This window comes from Blautia massiliensis (ex Durand et al. 2017), assembly GCF_001487165.1.
Taxonomy (GTDB): Bacteria; Bacillota; Clostridia; order Lachnospirales; family Lachnospiraceae; genus Blautia_A; species Blautia_A fusiformis.
In genome coordinates, this window is sequence record NZ_LN913006.1 from 3,077,632 (window position 1) to 3,095,274 (window position 17,643).

The 17,643-nt window shown below is 45.6% G+C and carries 15 protein-coding genes; 14 read left to right on the forward strand and 1 reads right to left on the reverse strand.

Annotated elements, in window-relative coordinates; genetic code table 11:
* Positions 1-503: 503 nt before the first annotated feature.
* Positions 504-2,336, reverse strand: a complete 1,833-nt coding sequence (gene typA / locus BN3261_RS15100; RefSeq protein ID WP_059086972.1) for a translational GTPase TypA — start codon at positions 2,334-2,336, stop codon at positions 504-506.
* Between the two features lie 201 nt (positions 2,337-2,537).
* Between typA and BN3261_RS15105 the strand changes: the two genes are divergently transcribed.
* From BN3261_RS15105 to BN3261_RS15170, 14 genes are all read left to right on the forward strand, one after another.
* Positions 2,538-3,164 (forward strand): single-stranded DNA-binding protein, encoded by a 627-nt coding sequence (locus BN3261_RS15105; protein WP_015526248.1) that lies wholly within the window; start codon positions 2,538-2,540, stop codon positions 3,162-3,164.
* Positions 3,165-3,295: 131 nt separating this feature from the next.
* A complete protein-coding gene (locus BN3261_RS15110) occupies positions 3,296-3,802 on the forward strand; it encodes a cob(I)yrinic acid a,c-diamide adenosyltransferase (protein ID WP_015526247.1) in 507 nt (168 codons plus the stop codon).
* 35 nt (positions 3,803-3,837) lie between these two features.
* Entirely contained in the window at positions 3,838-4,734 is an 897-nt protein-coding gene (dapA, locus tag BN3261_RS15115; RefSeq protein WP_015526246.1) for a 4-hydroxy-tetrahydrodipicolinate synthase, read from the forward strand.
* A gap of 35 nt (positions 4,735-4,769) precedes the next feature.
* The gene (gene dapB, locus BN3261_RS15120) at positions 4,770-5,525 is read left to right on the forward strand and encodes a 4-hydroxy-tetrahydrodipicolinate reductase (RefSeq protein WP_015526245.1); all 756 of its coding nucleotides are present in this window, start codon (positions 4,770-4,772) and stop codon (positions 5,523-5,525) included.
* Positions 5,526-5,703: 178 nt separating this feature from the next.
* On the forward strand, positions 5,704-6,162 hold the full coding sequence (locus BN3261_RS15125) for a hypothetical protein (protein ID WP_021652687.1): 459 nt from the start codon (positions 5,704-5,706) through the stop codon (positions 6,160-6,162).
* Between the two features lie 80 nt (positions 6,163-6,242).
* On the forward strand, positions 6,243-7,013 hold the full coding sequence (hisA, locus tag BN3261_RS15130) for a phosphoribosylformimino-5-aminoimidazole carboxamide ribotide isomerase (protein ID WP_059086687.1): 771 nt from the start codon (positions 6,243-6,245) through the stop codon (positions 7,011-7,013).
* Between the two features lie 247 nt (positions 7,014-7,260).
* Entirely contained in the window at positions 7,261-7,788 is a 528-nt protein-coding gene (gene hpf, locus BN3261_RS15135) for a ribosome hibernation-promoting factor, HPF/YfiA family (protein ID WP_015526242.1), read from the forward strand.
* Positions 7,789-8,074: 286 nt separating this feature from the next.
* Complete coding sequence (locus BN3261_RS15140) at positions 8,075-8,830, forward strand: hypothetical protein (protein WP_059086688.1); 756 nt, start codon at positions 8,075-8,077, stop codon at positions 8,828-8,830.
* A 70-nt stretch (positions 8,831-8,900) separates the two neighbouring features.
* Positions 8,901-10,667 carry a fibronectin type III domain-containing protein gene (locus tag BN3261_RS15145; RefSeq protein WP_059086689.1) on the forward strand — a complete coding sequence of 589 codons (1,767 nt, stop codon included), beginning with the start codon at positions 8,901-8,903 and terminating at the stop codon, positions 10,665-10,667.
* A 267-nt stretch (positions 10,668-10,934) separates the two neighbouring features.
* Entirely contained in the window at positions 10,935-13,514 is a 2,580-nt protein-coding gene (gene secA, locus BN3261_RS15150; RefSeq protein WP_021652694.1) for a preprotein translocase subunit SecA, read from the forward strand.
* Between the two features lie 255 nt (positions 13,515-13,769).
* Positions 13,770-14,603 (forward strand): carbon-nitrogen hydrolase family protein, encoded by an 834-nt coding sequence (locus BN3261_RS15155; protein ID WP_059086690.1) that lies wholly within the window; start codon positions 13,770-13,772, stop codon positions 14,601-14,603.
* Between the two features lie 73 nt (positions 14,604-14,676).
* A protein-coding gene (prfB, locus tag BN3261_RS15160) for a peptide chain release factor 2 (protein ID WP_110104007.1) occupies positions 14,677-15,796 on the forward strand; the annotation gives its coding sequence in 2 pieces (ribosomal slippage) (positions 14,677-14,751 and positions 14,753-15,796; 1,119 coding nt in all).
* Positions 15,797-15,967: 171 nt separating this feature from the next.
* Complete coding sequence (locus BN3261_RS15165) at positions 15,968-16,420, forward strand: ACT domain-containing protein (RefSeq protein ID WP_059086691.1); 453 nt, start codon at positions 15,968-15,970, stop codon at positions 16,418-16,420.
* Between the two features lie 4 nt (positions 16,421-16,424).
* Positions 16,425-17,636, forward strand: coding sequence for a homoserine dehydrogenase (locus BN3261_RS15170; RefSeq protein ID WP_021652697.1), 1,212 nt, complete (start codon positions 16,425-16,427; stop codon positions 17,634-17,636).
* Positions 17,637-17,643: the final 7 nt, after the last annotated feature.

The window sequence follows — 17,643 nt, forward strand, 5'->3', positions numbered from 1 at the left end:
AATTTTTAAAATTCAGCACTGTGCACAAAAAACATGTTAAAAAATTGTCAGCACTGACAAAAAACATGCACACATATGAAGGGTGGGCAAAAGATAAAACGCAACATGTGGTTAAAACATTAACGTTAAACTTTTGTCAAACGATCATGTACACATTATAATTCAAGTGATTCCAGACGTCAATAGAGAATTCGATAAATAATTAACAAAAATACGGAATAATTTTGATAAAAAAATCACAAAAATATTGTGGCAAAGTAAAGCGTGATAACATAAGAAACCAAAAAACTTGAAATTATTTAAATTTTCAGAATAATTAGGCGGAAATTATCGGGATTTTTTTCAGAAATGCAGAAAAAAACTGCCATACAGGAAATGCTTCCCATATGGCAGTTTATATAAATATAGGTCAGGCGGATAAAAGCATCCGCATTCACTATGCGGCTTTGCGCCGAATTACTGTAAAAGGTTTCTGCTCAACAGTAAATGATAGCCAGGTTCGATCAGCTCTTGCGGAATGCGGCACGTTTTCTGTCTCTGGAGTCCAGAATACGTTTACGGATACGAAGGCTTGTCGGTGTTACCTCAAGAAGCTCATCCTGGTCGATGAATTCAATGGCCTGCTCAAGACTTAAGATCTTTGGCGGAACAAGCTTCAGTGCATCGTCAGCGGAAGAGGAACGAGTATTGGTAAGGTGCTTGGTCTTGCAGACATTCAGTTCGATATCCTCGGCCTTTCCGTTCTGTCCGATGACCATACCGCTGTACACCTTCTCGCCAGGTCCGACAAAGAGAGTACCACGCTCCTGAGCAGAGAAAAGACCGTAGGTAACAGTCTCGCCTGCCTCGAAAGCGATGAGGGAACCCTGTTTACGGTACGGGAAGTCTCCCTTGTATGGTGCGTATCCGTCAAACATGGTGTTCAGGATACCGGTACCCTTGGTGGAGGTAAGGAATTCGTTACGGAATCCGATTAGTCCACGGGAGGGGATGGAGAACTCGAGACGTACAGTTCCGTCGCTTGCTGTGCTCATACCCTGAAGCTCACCTTTACGCTCGCTGAGTTTCTGGATGATAGTACCGGAAAATTCTTCCGGAACGTCAACGTATGCGATTTCGATCGGCTCCAGTTTACGTCCACGCTCGTCTGTGTGATAGAGAACCTCCGGTTTGCTGACTGCAAACTCGTATCCCTCACGGCGCATGTTCTCAATAAGAACGGAGAGGTGAAGCTCACCACGGCCGGAAACCTTGAAGCACTCGGTTGTATCGGTGTCTTCTACACGAAGGCTGACGTCTGTGTTCAGCTCACGGTAGAGACGGTCACGAAGGTGACGGGAAGTGATGTATTTACCTTCCTGTCCTGCAAGAGGACTGTCGTTTACAAGGAAGTTCATGGAGATTGTTGGCTCGGAAATCTTCTGGAACGGAATGGACTCCGGGTTGTCTCCTGCACAGAGGGTATCTCCAATGTGGATATCCGCGATACCGGAGATTGCAACAATAGCTCCGATGGTAGCGCTTTTAACTTCAACTTTGTTCAGTCCGTCAAATTCGTAGAGTTTGCTGATCTTTACGCGCTCGTGTTTGTCAGGGTCATGATGGTTCAGAAGCATCAGCTCCTGGTTCACGGAAATGGTTCCGCGCTCAACCTTACCGACACCGATACGGCCTACATACTCATTGTAGTCGATGGTGCTGATAAGAACCTGTGTATCTCCGTCCGGATCTCCCTCCGGAGCAGGGATCGCATCAAGGATGGTCTCAAAAAGAGGAGCCATATTCTCAGGCTTATCATCGAGGTTACGAACTGCGTAGCCGGCCTTTGCGGAGGCATACAGGAACGGGCAGTCCAGCTGTTCGTCAGATGCGTCCAGATCCATGAGAAGCTCCAGAACCTCGTCGACAACCTCCTCCGGACGTGCTTCCGGACGGTCGATCTTATTGATGCAGACAATAACATGCAGGTTCAGTTCGAGAGCTTTACGAAGTACAAATTTAGTCTGAGGCATGGCACCCTCGAAGGCGTCCACAAGAAGAATAACGCCGTCTACCATCTTCAGCACACGCTCTACCTCGCCGCCGAAGTCCGCATGACCTGGAGTATCGATGATATTGATTTTTACATCCTTATAATGAACTGCGGTGTTTTTGGAGAGAATCGTAATGCCGCGCTCACGCTCAATATCGTTGGAGTCCATGACACGTTCCTGGACTTCCTGGTTCTCACGGAAAACACCGCTCTGTTTCAAAAGCTCGTCAACAAGTGTTGTTTTACCGTGATCGACATGGGCGATAATGGCCACGTTACGAACATCTTCACGCTTGGTCTTCATATAATCCAAATCCTTTCTTTCCATATATAAGTAATCTTTTTTGTTAAAAATGATGTCCAAATTTATAGTCTATCACATTTTTGTGAGATTACAAGACATAAAAAAATATTTTTGGTTTTTCATTTTTCAGGCATATTATACCGTAAATACACATAGATTGATATAGACGAAATACACGAAGAGGAAGGAGAGCTACTTATTATGGCAGATAAAATTATTGAAAACAATCAGGTATCCGTTATGGGACGGATCGCTACGGGGTTTACTTTCAGCCATCAGGTCTTTGGAGAAGGATTTTACATGATGGATATCCTGGTAAAACGTCTCAGCGATTCGGAGGACAGGATCCCGGTGATGGTGTCTGAGCGGCTGATCGATATCACACAGGATTATGTGGGAGAATATATCGAGATCCACGGACAGTTCCGATCCTATAACCGTCATGAAGAAAAGAGAAACCGGCTTGTGCTTTCAGTCTTTGCCCGGGAAGTGAAGTTTGTGGGGGAGGAAGAAGAAACTGTGCCGGTCAATCAGATCTTTCTGGACGGATATATCTGTAAACCGCCTGTATACAGAAAAACACCGTTGGGAAGAGAGATCGCAGATCTTCTGATGGCAGTCAATCGACCTTACGGAAAATCCGATTACATACCATGTATATGCTGGGGAAGAAATGCCAGATATGCTTCTGCTTTTGAAGTAGGCGGGCATGTACTGATCTGGGGCAGGATCCAGAGCAGGGAGTACATGAAACGGATTAGTGAAAACGAAACAGAAAAAAGGATTGCCTATGAAGTTTCGGTGAGTAAATTGGAATATGTTGAGTAACATTGGATATATTTTGGAATAGTGGTGAGAACATTAAGGTAACACTTGCATTTCCAGCCAATCTGCGGTAATATTAAAAAAATCAGAAAAATGGGGAATTACCGGTTTCACTAACAGTAAGAGGAAAAATCATGGAAAGAGAAATAACAGAGGTTTATTGCGGGAACGGGAAAGGAAAGACAACTCTGGCTGTAGGCCGGGGGCTGCGCTTTGCTACACAGGGAAAAAGTGTGATCATCATACAGTTCCTCAAGGGCAGGGAACGCAGAGAACTGGATTTCCTTGAGGAACTGGATAATTTTGATTTCAAGATTTTCCGTTTCGAAAAAATGGACACCTGCTATAATGACCTAAGTGAGCAGGAAAAGGCAGAAGAGAGAACCAATATTCTCAATGGCCTTAATTTCGCACGGAAGGTAATTGCTACCAGAGAGTGTGATTTTCTGCTACTGGATGAGATCCTCGGGCTTATGGATAAAGGAATCGCTCCAGTTGAGACGATCATCGATATGCTTAAGCAGAAGGATGAAAGTATGCATATAATTATGACCGGACGCTGGCTTCCGGATGCTTTGAAGCCCTATGTGGATAGTATTACCACGATAACAACAGAGCTGACTGACCAGGAACGGGAATAAGCAATATTTCACAGAAGAAAGAAGGAGGAAGACAAATGGCAATTTTTAAAGGAACAGGCGTTGCAATCGTAACACCTATGCATGAAGACGGTAAAGTGAATTTTGAGAAACTTGAGGAGATCCTTGAGGATCAGATCGCGAACAGCACAGACGCCATCGTTATCTGTGGAACAACAGGAGAATCTTCTACTCTGACACACGGAGAGCATCTTCAGACAATTAAGTTCACAATTGATAAAGTTAACAAACGTGTGCCTGTTATTGCAGGAACAGGTTCCAATTGTACAGAGACAGCGATCATGATGTCCAAGGAAGCAGCTTCCTATGGCGCAGACGCTCTTCTTATTGTAACACCTTACTATAACAAGGCTACACAGAAGGGTCTTATCGCTCACTACACAGCAATTGCCAATGCAGTTCCGGAAACTCCGCTCATCATGTACAACGTACCGAGCCGTACAGGCTGCAACATCCAGCCGGCTACAGCAGCTTACCTTGCAAAGAATGTAAAGAACATTGTCGGAATCAAGGAAGCAACAGGAGATCTTTCCCAGATCGCCAAGATGATGTCTCTGGCAGACGGACAGCTTGAGCTTTACTCCGGAAATGATGATCAGGTACTTCCGATTCTTTCTCTTGGCGGACTTGGAGTTATTTCCGTGCTTTCCAACGTTGCACCGAAGTTTACACATGACATGGTCATGAAATATTTCGACGGCGACACCAAGGGAGCAACAGAGGATCAGCTGAAAGCTCTTCCGCTGATCAATGCGCTGTTCAGCGAAGTAAACCCGATTCCTGTTAAGACAGCTATGAACCTTATGGGAATGAACGTAGGGCCGCTTCGTATGCCGCTCTGCGAGATGGAAGAGGACACAAAGGCAGCTCTTGCAAAAGAGATCGAGAAATTCGGCCTTAAGCTTGCTAAATGATCTGACTGTAAGCGAAAGGTAAAGGAGAATATACTATGGTAAAAATCATCATGCACGGCTGCAACGGACATATGGGCCAGGTCATCAGCGGCATTGTGGAGAAAGATCCGGATGCTGAGATCGTAGCAGGTATTGATATTGCAGATCAGGGAAAAAACAGCTATCCGGTATTTACCGATATTGACGCATGTCAGGTAGAGGCAGATGCGATCATTGATTTTTCTTCCGCAAAGGCAACAGACAAGCTTCTTGAGTACAGCGCGGCACGCCAGATCCCGGTTGTTCTGTGCAGTACCGGTTTAAGCCAGGAGCAGCTTGCAAAAGTGGAAGAAACATCCCGAAAGGTAGCAGTGCTGAAATCCGCAAACATGTCTCTTGGTATCAACACACTTCTGAAGCTGGTTCAGGACGCAGCTAAGGTTCTTGCAGCTGCAGGCTTTGATATGGAGATCGTAGAGAAGCATCACCGCCTGAAATTAGACGCACCAAGTGGTACTGCACTTGCGCTGGCAGACAGCATTAATGAAGCTATGGATAATCAGTATCATTATGTATATGACCGCAGCCAGAAACGTGAAAAACGCGATGATAAGGAGATCGGTATCTCCGCAGTTCGCGGTGGAACTATCGTAGGTGAGCATGAGATAATTTTTGCAGGTCAGGACGAAGTGATCGAGTTCAAGCATACTGCATATTCCAAGGCTATTTTTGGAAAAGGTGCTGTAGAAGCAGCCAAATTCCTTGCAGGCAAACCGGCAGGACGTTATGATATGAGTGACGTGATCGGCTGATTCTGACAGATTGAGCCGCAACAGAATAAAATACAGGTAATACAGACGGGGTTCGTGTAAGATCGGACCCCGTCTTTTTTTGATGAAATTGCGGTTTTTGAAATTTTTCCCAGAATAGGATAGCGGAAAAAGTGCCATATTAGGAATACAGAATTTTTTAGAAAAAGGAGAAGATCATATGAAAAAATGGAAGGCGATTCTTTTTGGTACTTTGCTTACCCTGTCTCTGTGTACATTTACAGCCTGCGGCACAGAGGTAAACAATGCGGATGAAACAGTGGATGAAAAAGATAAAAACACGAAGGATAAGGAAAAAGATACAAACGAAAATACTGCCGCAGAAGATGAAACTATGGAAGAAAAAGCAGACAATGACGGTGTGAAGGACAATGGAGAGAGCATTAAGGATTCCGGCACGGATAACAATGAGATGTCCGATGGAAATATTACCGTGACGCCTGCAGGAAATGGAAATAACGGGACAGCAGCACCCGGAGCTGCGGATGCTGACAGAAACGAAAATGACGGAACTGTATCCGGTGAGCTGGGTGACAGTGTAAAGGACCTTGGCGACGGCGTAGGTAATGCAGTGGATGATATCGGAAACGCAGTGGGAAATGCGGTAGAAGGAAGATAACAGATATTTTACCACAGCATTGCATAAAACTGTTTCAGATGCTATTATCAGTGCATGGAAAGAAAATGGAGGACAGGATTATGAAATTCAGACCATGCATTGATATACATAACGGAAAAGTAAAACAGATCGTAGGAGGAAGCCTGAAGGATCAGGGGGATCAGGCGGCAGAAAATTTTGTGTCAGAGCAGGATGCGGCATTCTATGCAGAGCTTTATAAGAAGGCAGGATTAAAGGGCGGTCATGTGATCCTTCTGAACGGAAAGGATTCCCCGAACTATGAAGCAACGAAAGCCCAGGCACTTCAGGCTCTGGGAAAATATCCCGGAGGGCTTCAGATCGGAGGCGGCATCTGCCCGGAGAATGCGGCAGAATATCTGGAGGCTGGCGCCAGCCACGTGATCGTAACCTCCTATGTGTTTAAAAACGGAGTGATCTCCTGGAAAAATCTGGAGAAGATCCGTGATGCTACAGGGAAAGAACATCTTGTACTTGACCTGAGCTGCCGCAAAAAAGATGGCAAATATTATATTGTCACAGACCGATGGCAGAAATTTACAGAAGAGATCGTGACACCGGAGCTGATGGAAAGGCTTGGAAGCTTCTGCGACGAATTTCTGGTCCATGCAGTGGATGTGGAAGGAAAGGCCCGAGGTGTGGAAACAGAGCTTGCAAAGCTTCTGGGACAATATACAGCCCATCCGGTGACCTATGCAGGCGGTGTGGGTTCTATGGCAGATATTGAAGAGCTTCGAAAAGCAGGTCAGGGCAGACTGGATGTGACTGTTGGCAGTGCTTTGGATATTTTTGGCGGAAGTATACCCTTTGAAGCTCTGGCTAAAATGAAATAGTATATACAAATAGTGAAGCAGATGCTTTTGTCCCATCAATCTTCTGGCACTGGTGTGCAGATATACATTTGTAATGAATTAATTAGATGAAATACTCTAATAGTTGCGCATTCACGACAAAAAAAACATTTTGAAGGAATATATCGAATAAATTTGGAAAAAATTTATGAAATTTTTGAAAAGTGATGTTAAAATTCAATTTAATATGTTATAATAGCAACATAAAACAGCAAAGGGGATGGAAGTCATGAAATTTATTATTAGTGGAAAGAATATAGCAGTAACCGAAGGACTTAAAACAGCTGTTGAGGACAAGCTTGGTAAACTTGAAAGGTATTTCACTCCTGAAACTGAGATTTCAGTAACCTTAAGCGTTGAGAAGGATCGCCAGAAGATCGAGGTAACGATCCCTGTGAAAGGTAACATTATCCGTTCCGAGCAGGTAAGCAATGATATGTATGTATCCATCGATCTGGTTGAAGAGGTAATTGAGCGTCAGCTTCGTAAATACAAGAACAAGATCGTTGACAAGCAGCAGGAATCCACAAACTTCCAGAAGGCATACCTTGATAAGGATTATGAAGAGGATGAGGAAGTTAAGATCATCCGTACCAAGAAATTCGGGATCAAACCAATGTATCCGGAAGATGCATGCGTACAGATGGAGCTTCTCGGACATAATTTCTTTGTATTCTTTAATGCTGAGACAGAGCAGGTTAACGTAGTTTATAAACGTAAAGGAAATACTTACGGACTGATCGAACCAGAGTTCTGATAGGGAATTTTATTATCACAACTGAATATTGAATGGAAGGCTCCGGGAATCTGTGTGAGAAATCGGCAGGTTTCCGGAGCCTTTTATGTCACAGCAAAATCAGGCTTCTTTTCTGTTGCAAGCAATAGGGGAGAATTATATAATGAAGACATATGCGAAAGGAGAAAGGAAAAATGAAAAAGAAGCTTCCTGTGGTAATCTTAAGTGTAGCTCTTGGTATGACCATGATACCGGCTACCTGTATGGCAGCGGAATTTAAAGTGGTGACACCATAAAAGAACAGACTGTGGAGGATCTGGAACTGAGTTCCGGAGAAAACAATACAAAGGATTCCAAAAAGTCAGAAATACAATGGACAGGGTTTAAATGGGACAGCTATTCCCAGGCAGAGATAACGCTTACGTCAGCCGTTAACGGCGTCTGCTATTATAAATGGGCAGAGCGGGGGGAAGACGGAAATTCCCAGGTGCCTCAGATCGAGACCGGAAATACCGTGAATGATGAGGTTTTGATCAGTGAGGATGAAGAGTTCGGGATCACACTTGCAGACCTGGATACAGACCAGGCAGTTGATCTGTATATCCAGATTGAGGATGAGAATGGGAAATTAAGTGATCTGAAGCGGATGGAGCTGGATCAGGACAGCCGCCCGGCGAAAAAAACAGATTCTGAGAAAAAACATAAAGCATCCAAACCAAAGGCAGAGGACAGTACGGTAGAGGGGCTGGATTCTCCTCTGAAATTCTACCCGGATACATTTTATGATTTTAAGGTTATCGGTGCAGGTACCGATAATGAGGATCCGGAAAACGGAGACATTAAGTGGGTGCCTGTTTACTGGAGTACATCTGCGAATCCGAATTCCAACCGGATCCGAAGCACCTGGAAGATCGGTTCCAAGGAAGGAATCGACCAGGAGGGAACTTTTAATCTGTATGTTTTCTTCCGCAAATATACCTGCAAGGATTCCAAATGGCAATCTACGGATAAGATACAGTCTGTACAGTACAAGTTTCAGTCAGCCCCACTTTCTGAAAAATAATACTGTGTGGAGTGCGAATATCTCCTTGACATAACAAATATGTAACTCACGGAGAAAAGGAGGAAGGTAAATGAAGAAAAAAGTTCTGGCACTTTTTTTAAGTGCTGCACTTTGTGTGACGGTGCTTCCGGCGACCGGTATGGCTGCAGAGTATGGCAGCGGTGATGCAGAAATCACAGAAAATGCTGCGGACAGCCAGGAAATGTTTTCCGCAGAGGAAACTACAGAGTCTATGGGAGAGACTGAGCAGCCTGCAGAAGACAGTGAGGATATTTCTGAGGAAATGGTGGATAACTCTTCCGATGCAACCATGGAAGATGTGGAAAACGCGGAAAATGCGGAGAACAGCGAGGATGCTTTCGGCGGAGCTGAGGAAGGAGTTTCAGAAGAGATCTCCAGTGAGGATGATCCGGAAGTATTATTGACAGAACTAATACCTGAAGAAGCAGGAGACAGTATAGAAGAAAACGCAGAAGCTATGTCAGCGTCAGCTCCAGAGCTGACAGTGACACCGACAGCGGGTCCGGAACCGACAGTGACACCGACAGCGGATCCTGAACTGACAGTGACACCAACACCGGTGCCAAAAATAAACGTAAAATGGACCGGAGAAAAATGGGTAAGCCGCAGTTCTGTAAATGTGACACTTAAAGTTGATGCAAACGGAGCCTGCTACTACAAAGCTGTAGCGAGAAAAAAGGACGGAACATCTGATGTTCCGAGGGTCGATACGGGAAACTCTCGTGTGGCGGTTACTGCAAACAGAAGCTTTGTGATATATCTTAAGAATCTGGATACAGAGAAAGAATTTGATCTGTATCTTAAGGTATTGGGTTCAGACGGAAGAACCAGCAACCTGAAAAAATTAAAGTTGAATTACAGGGGAACCCGCCCGAAATATGATGTGACGCCGACGCCAGCCTATACACCTTATATACCGGATGTTAAAGATAGTTTTGTAAGAGGTTTGGATTCTCCGCTGAAATTTACTCCGAATAAATATTATAATTTTACCGTGACCGGTGCGGGAACTACAAATTTAAATCCCGGGCCTGGAGATGTGAAGTGGGTGCCAGTTTACTGGAGTACTTCACCAAATCCAACCGATAACAGGAAGAATACTACATGGCGGATCGGATCTGCCAAAGGAATAAACAAAGCCGCAACTTATAACATGTATATCTTTTTCCAGAAGTATGTTTATCAGAAATCTGAATGGAAAAAGACTGATGAAGTACAGTCAGCCGTATACCAGTTCCGGTCCGCGGCCCTTACAACGGTAAAGCTTACCAGGCCCGGGTTATCCGGCACTTCCAACAGCCCTGCCGGCATCGTCTTCAAATGGAAAAAAGCTGCAAATGCTTCCGGCTATAAGATCTATCGAAGGACCGGAAACAGCAGCAAGTGGGTCAATATCGCTACCGTAAGCGGAAGCAATACGCTGGTCTACACAGACGGATCAGTAAAAGCAGGAACCATGTATACTTATACAGTCCGCGCATACAAGGGCTCTGCTTTAAGTGCTTATAACAAAAACGGCAGCAGGATCGTCCGCCTGACAGCTCCGGTGCAGTACAAACCGTCCAGCAAGGCTTCAGGGAAGCTGACTGTCCGCTGGAAAAAAGCAGCTGGCGCTTCCGGCTATCAGATCCAGTATGCGGCATCAAGGTCCATGAGAGGGTCCAGGACAGTGTCCGCCAGTGCATTGACCCGAACACTTTCCGGTTTGAAAAAGGGAAGCACTTATTATGTTCGTATCCGTGCATACAAAAAAGTGAGCGGAAAGACATATTACGGTGCCTGGAGCAGTGTAAAAAATGCAAAAGTAAGGAAATAAGATCTGTAATATCCCGCGGGATCCTCGAAAACTGGGTCCTATGCGGGATATTTTCTATTGTGTTACTGAGAACGGAGTGAACAATAACTCTGTTGTTCCTGACATGATTTGTTAAATAATTGTTCATTGTTTTTATAACAGGAAAGTGGTAGAATATATACCATATGTGATCCAGTATAACGGATATCAACAGAGAACTGGAATGATCCAAAATTGGACAGATCAGAGACAGCAGTCTTATTCGAATAAAATGATTGGAGCAGAAACATGAATGTTTTTTCAAAAGTATTTGGAACCCGCAGCCAGCGTGAGGTAAAACGTATCATGCCGCTGGTTGAAAAAACCGAGAGCTATCAGTCTCAGATGCAGCAGCTTACGGATGAGCAGTTACGAGACAAGACAAGAGAATATAAGAAACGTCTTGCAGAAGGTGCAACACTGGATGATCTTCTTCCGGAGGCATTTGCCACCGTACGTGAGGCAGCCAAACGTGTACTTGGAATGGAGCATTACCGTGTACAGATCATCGGTGGTATCATCCTTCACCAGGGCCGTATCGCCGAGATGAAAACAGGTGAAGGTAAAACTCTTGTTTCCACACTTCCTGCATATCTGAATGCCCTTGAGGGAAAAGGTGTCCACATCGTAACCGTCAACGACTACCTGGCAAAACGAGATGCTGAGTGGATGGGTAAGGTTCACGAGTTCCTTGGCCTGACTGTAGGCGTGGTACTTAACGACATGAAGCCGGAAGAGCGTCGTGCGGCATACGGATGTGACATCACATACGTAACAAACAACGAACTTGGATTTGATTATCTTCGTGACAATATGGTCATCTATAAAGAACAGCTTGTTCAGAGAGATCTTCACTACTGTATCATCGATGAGATCGACTCTGTCCTGATCGATGAGGCACGTACACCTCTGATCATTTCCGGACAGAGCGGCAAGTCCACCAAGCTTTATGAGGTGTGCGATATCCTTGCACAGCAGCTGGAGCGTGGTGAGGCCAGCCATGAGATGACCAAGATGGCAGCCATCATGGGTGAGGAGGTTATCGAGACCGGTGACTTCGTTGTAAATGAGAAAGATAAGATCGTCAACCTTACCGAGCAGGGTATCAAGAAGGTTGAGAAATTCTTTAATATCGAGAACCTGGCAGATCCGGAAAACCTGGAGATCCAGCACAACATCATCCTTGCACTTCGTGCACATAATCTGATGCACAAGGATCAGGATTATGTTGTAAAAGATGACGAGATCCTGATCGTTGATGAGTTTACCGGACGTATCATGCCGGGCCGTCGTTACTCCGATGGTCTTCATCAGGCGATCGAGGCGAAAGAGCATGTGAAGGTTAAGAGAGAGAGCAAGACTCTCGCAACCATTACCTTCCAGAACTTTTTCAACAAATATGACAAAAAAGGCGGTATGACAGGTACAGCCCTCACCGAGGAAAAAGAGTTCCGTGATATCTACGGCATGGACGTTGTAGAGATCCCGACCAACCGTGTAGTACAGCGTAAAGACCTTGACGATGCTGTTTACATGACAAAGAAAGAGAAATTCAACGCCGTTGTAGAGGCAGTTAAGGAAGCTCACGCAAAACATCAGCCGGTACTGGTTGGTACGATCACCATCGAGACTTCTGAGCTTCTCAGCAGAATGCTGAAGAGAGAGGGAATCCCCCACAATGTATTGAATGCCAAGTTCCATGAGCTTGAGGCTGAGATCGTAGCTCAGGCAGGACAGGCAGATGCCGTTACCATCGCGACCAACATGGCAGGCCGTGGTACCGATATCAAGCTTGACGATGTGGCAAGAGAGGCCGGCGGTCTGAAGATCATCGGTACCGAGCGTCATGAGTCAAGACGTATCGATAACCAGCTCCGTGGACGTTCCGGACGACAGGGAGATCCGGGTGAATCCCGTTTCTACATTTCCCTTGAGGATGACTTGATGCGTCTGTTTGGTTCCGAGAGACTGATGAAGGTGTTCACATCCCTTGGTGTTGAGGAGAATGAGCAGATCGAGCACAAGATGCTTTCCAATGCCATCGAGAAAGCTCAGGAGAAGATCGAGTTCAACAACTTCGGTATCCGTAAAAACCTTCTCGACTATGACCAGGTTAACAATGAGCAGAGGGAGATCATCTATGAGGAGCGCCGCCAGGTACTTGACGGTGAGAATATGCGTGATGCCATCTATAAGATGATCACAGATATCGTAGACAGCATGACAGACATGTGCTTTTCCGATGACATGGATTCTTCTGAGTGGGATCTTAATGAGTTTAACACTGCGATCACTCCGATCATCCCGATCCACCCGCTGACCGCAGAGAAGGTAAAAGGCCATAAGAAAGATGAGATTAAGCACATTGTGAAGGAAGAGGCTGTGAAGCTTTATGAAGCGAAGGAGGCTGAGTTCCCGGAACCGGAACAGCTTCGTGAGCTTGAGCGAGTTGTCCTTCTGAAATGCATCGACAGCAAATGGATGGATCACATCGATGATATGGAAATGCTCCGTCAGGGTATCGGTCTGATGGCATACGGCCAGAGAGATCCGGTTGTTGAGTACAAGATGAACGCATTCGAGATGTTTAACAGCATGATCAGCTCCATTCAGGAAGACACTGTACGTATGCTGTATCATGTTCATGTGGAGCAGAAGATCGAGCGTGAGCAGGTTGCTAAGGTAACCGGCACAAACAAAGATGACAGCGCAGGCCCGAAGAAACCGGTTCAGCGAAAAGAAGATAAAGTATACCCGAATGATCCGTGCCCATGCGGAAGCGGCAAGAAATACAAACAGTGCTGCGGACGTAAGGCTGCCAAGATCTGAGAATAAAGATAAAAATAGTCTCACCCGGATGATGCGGTGGGGCTATTTTTTCTGGAATTTCTGTTACACAGGAATAGAGTGCAGCGAATATTAAGTAACCGTCATATAGACTTGTCTGATTTTTCATATGCTGCGTTGTCGTCAATCGCCGTAGCCACCGATACGCTTCATTCCCTCGCCCTGCATATGAGAAAGTCATCCTGCGCCAATATGGCAGATACTTAATTTTCGCTGTAAGAGAAGGGATATGATAATATGGCAATTATAAAAACTGCAATTCTCCAGACACATGTATATACTGATAAATTTCGCAATATCACCCAGGCAGCAGAACTTCTTGCCAGCCCGGAGCTTCAGGAGATCGATCTGGCAGTTCTGCCCGAAATGTTCTGCTGTCCATACGAGAATAAATACTTCCCGGAATATGCCGAAACTGAGGGTGGACATACCTGGGAAAAATGCTCCCGGATGGCAAAAGATCATGGGATTTATCTCGTAGCAGGAAGTATGCCGGAAAGAGACGAAACCGGTCATATATATAATACTTCCTATGTTTTTGACAGGAACGGCCATCAGATCGGAAAACACCGGAAGATGCACCTTTTTGATATTGATGTAAAAGGCGGTCAGTATTTTAAAGAATCCGATACCCTGACACCGGGAGATCAGGTGACGGTTTTTAATACGGAATTCGGAAAGATGGGTCTTTGCATCTGTTACGACTTCCGTTTCCCGGAGCTTGCCAGGCTGATGGTGGACAAAGGCGCTCAGGTGATCATTGTGCCGGCTGCTTTTAACATGACAACAGGGCCCCTTCACTGGGAGCTGATGTTCCGCCAGAGAGCCGTGGATAACCAGGTATACACCATTGGAGCTGCCCCCGCCAGAGACCTGAACGCCGGGTATCATTCCTGGGGCCACTCCATTGCCGCAGACCCCTGGGGAAAAGTCCTCATGGAGATGGAAGAGAAGCCGGCTGTGAAGGTTGTGGAACTGGAACTGGACGAGGTAAAAAAAGTCCGGGAGCAGCTGCCGCTTCTGAAGCACAGGAGAGAGGATATTTACGCCCTGACCACGTTTTCGTTGTAATTTCCATGCCCATATGGTATTGTATAAGACAGGCAGGAAATCCTGTATCAATATATAGAAAGAAGGTGAAGCTGTGGTTGAGTTAGATCAGTTCAAGAGTATTCTTGCAACATACACAGAGCCATTAGTGGAAGTGAGGGATTCACTTTGACCTCGCTAACAAAGAGCAGAAGGTCGAAGAATTAGAGCGCGAGATGGAAGCGCCTGATTTCTGGGATAATGCGGAAGCATCCCAGATGAAGATGAAACAGTTAAAGAGTCTCAAGGACGATATTGAGACATACCATAATCTGGAAACACAGATGGAAGATATGGAAACCATGATCGAGATGGGATATGAGGAAAATGATCCTGAGATCGTCCCTGAGATCCAGGAAATGCTGGACGAGTTTCAGGCAAGCTTTGACAGCATCCGTGTGAAGACACTCCTTTCCGGAGAGTACGACGGAGAGAACGCCATCATCAAGCTGAACGCAGGAGCCGGCGGAACAGAGGCCTGCGACTGGTGCGGAATGCTTTATCGTATGTACAGCAGATGGGCGGAGAAGAAAGGCTTTGCGCTGGAGGTCTTGGATTACCTTGACGGTGATGAGGCCGGTGTGAAATCCGTAACCTTCCAGGTGAACGGAGAGAACGCCTACGGTTATCTGAAATCCGAGAAGGGTGTTCATCGTCTTGTACGTATTTCTCCGTTTAATGCAGCAGGAAAGAGACAGACCTCTTTTGTATCCTGCGATGTTATGCCGGATATCAAGAAGGATCTGGATGTTGAGATCAATGATGACGATATCCGTATTGATACCTACCGAAGCAGTGGTGCCGGTGGACAGCATATCAACAAGACATCCTCTGCGATCCGTATCACCCATTTCCCAACAGGAATCGTGGTACAGTGCCAGAATGAACGTTCTCAGCACATGAATAAGGACAAGGCTATGCAGATGCTGAAGGCCAAGCTGTATCTGTTGAAACAGCAGGAAGCCGAGGAGAAGCTTTCCGGCATTCGAGGCGAAGTGACAGATATCGGCTGGGGAAACCAGATCCGTTCCTATGTCCTGCAGCCATACACCATGGTAAAAGACCATAGAACCAATGAAGAAACCGGTAATGTTGACGCAGTTCTGGACGGTGGTATTGACATTTTTATCAATGCATACCTGAAATGGATCGCGCTGGCGAAAAAGAAAGAATAACATTACTGTCACGGAACCCCATAGAGACAGAGAAAAGGACTCCGCAGGCAAAAAAGCGCTTGTGGAGTTTCTTTTATTATGATAATATATCTCTTGTACAAAAACAGTTGTCTTTATGAAACGGACAGGAGGCTGCTGGCCACAATGTGAACAGCAGTCAGAGAGGTTGCTATGCAGAAACAGGTTGAAAAGAAAAAATACTATGTAGTAAGAGAACGGGCAGTGCCGGAGGTACTTCTCAAGGTGGTTGAGGCCAAGAGACTGCTGGAATCCAAACGGGTGGCTACTGTTCAGGAAGCTGCTGAAAGGACCGGGATCAGCCGCAGTTCTTTTTACAAATATAAGGACGATATTTTTCCTTTCCACGAGGAGACCAAGGGAAAGACCATCACCTTTATCATTCAGATGGACGATGAGCCGGGGCTTTTATCAATGGTGCTGCAGACGATTGCCCGTTTTCACGGTAATATCCTGACCATACATCAGAGTATTCCCATTAACGGAGTCGCAACGCTGACGCTGAGCGTTGACATCCTTCCGGGAGAAGGCGACGCAGAGGCTATGGTGGAGGATATTGAGCAGAGAGACGGTATACACTATTTGAAAATTTTAGGCAGGGAGTAAGCATATGATAAACATAGCAGTATTAGGCTACGGTACAGTAGGAAGCGGAGTTGTTGAAGTCATCAACACCAATCATGAGAGCATTAACAAGAGAGCTGGAGATGAGATTAACATCAAGTACGTTCTTGATTTAAGAGATTTTCCGGGAGATCCGGTTGAGAAAGTTCTGGTTCATGATTATGAAGTGATCGTAAACGATCCGGAGGTAGATATTGTTGTTGAGGTTATGGGCGGGATCGAGCCGGCTTATACCTTTGTAAAAAGAGCGCTTCAGGCAGGAAAGAGCGTAAGCACATCCAATAAGGCTCTGGTAGCCAAGCATGGTTCTGAGCTCATGGAGATCGCAAAAGAAAAAAATATCAATTTCCTTTTTGAGGCAAGCTGCGGCGGCGGTATCCCGATCATTCGTGCACTGAATTCTTCACTGACAGCAGATGAGATCGATGAGATCACAGGAATCCTTAACGGAACCACCAACTACATGCTTTACAAGATGAGCACAGAGAACTGTGATTTTGATACGGTTCTGAAGGAAGCTCAGGCAAAGGGCTATGCAGAGGCAGATCCGACTGCAGACGTAGGAGGTGCTGACGCATGCCGTAAGATCGCCATCCTTTCTTCACTTGCATACGGAAAATTCCTGAATTACGAGGATATTTATACAGAAGGAATCACAAAGATCACACCGGCAGATATGGAATATGCAAAAGAGCTTGGCATGACCATCAAGCTTCTTGCCACAAGCCGCAGGATCGGAGATTCTTTCTATGCAATGGTAGCGCCGTTCCTGGTAGGCCAGAGTAGCCCGCTTTACAGTGTAAATGATGTGTTTAATGCAGTATTTGTGCACGGAAATGTTCTTGGAGATGCCATGTTCTACGGAAGCGGAGCAGGTAAGCTTCCGACTGCAAGTGCAGTAGTTGCAGATGTTGTGGATGAAGCAAAGCATCTCCACAGAAATATCATGACAAACTGGAGCAGCTATGCCCTGAAGCTTATGGATATGGATGAAGTTGAGGGACGTTTCTTCGTACGTGTGTCTGATACTACTATGGATGAAGTGGAAAAAGCTTTTGGTGATGTACAGACCATCGAGCCGGATGACCTTCCGGACGAATTCGGATTTATCACACCGGTGATGAAGCAGGCTGAATATTATGAGAAGATCAGCAAGCTCACCGGAAAAGTACTGGCAATGATCCGTGTAAAGGATTGATGCCGAA

Bases quoted from the DNA above. Each gene is read 5' to 3' on its own strand.
- hpf (WP_015526242.1), top strand. From the start codon at position 7,261: ATGAAATTTATTATTAGTGGAAAGAATATAGCAGTAACCGAAGGACTT.
- BN3261_RS15105 (WP_015526248.1), top strand. From the start codon at position 2,538: ATGGCAGATAAAATTATTGAAAACAATCAGGTATCCGTTATGGGACGG.
- secA (WP_021652694.1), top strand. From the start codon at position 10,935: ATGAATGTTTTTTCAAAAGTATTTGGAACCCGCAGCCAGCGTGAGGTA.
- BN3261_RS15165 (WP_059086691.1), top strand. From the start codon at position 15,968: ATGCAGAAACAGGTTGAAAAGAAAAAATACTATGTAGTAAGAGAACGG.
- BN3261_RS15125 (WP_021652687.1), top strand. From the start codon at position 5,704: ATGAAAAAATGGAAGGCGATTCTTTTTGGTACTTTGCTTACCCTGTCT.
- BN3261_RS15170 (WP_021652697.1), top strand. From the start codon at position 16,425: ATGATAAACATAGCAGTATTAGGCTACGGTACAGTAGGAAGCGGAGTT.
- dapA (WP_015526246.1), top strand. From the start codon at position 3,838: ATGGCAATTTTTAAAGGAACAGGCGTTGCAATCGTAACACCTATGCAT.
- BN3261_RS15155 (WP_059086690.1), top strand. From the start codon at position 13,770: ATGGCAATTATAAAAACTGCAATTCTCCAGACACATGTATATACTGAT.
- BN3261_RS15110 (WP_015526247.1), top strand. From the start codon at position 3,296: ATGGAAAGAGAAATAACAGAGGTTTATTGCGGGAACGGGAAAGGAAAG.
- BN3261_RS15145 (WP_059086689.1), top strand. From the start codon at position 8,901: ATGAAGAAAAAAGTTCTGGCACTTTTTTTAAGTGCTGCACTTTGTGTG.
- hisA (WP_059086687.1), top strand. From the start codon at position 6,243: ATGAAATTCAGACCATGCATTGATATACATAACGGAAAAGTAAAACAG.
- dapB (WP_015526245.1), top strand. From the start codon at position 4,770: ATGGTAAAAATCATCATGCACGGCTGCAACGGACATATGGGCCAGGTC.
- typA (WP_059086972.1), bottom strand. From the start codon at position 2,336: ATGAAGACCAAGCGTGAAGATGTTCGTAACGTGGCCATTATCGCCCAT.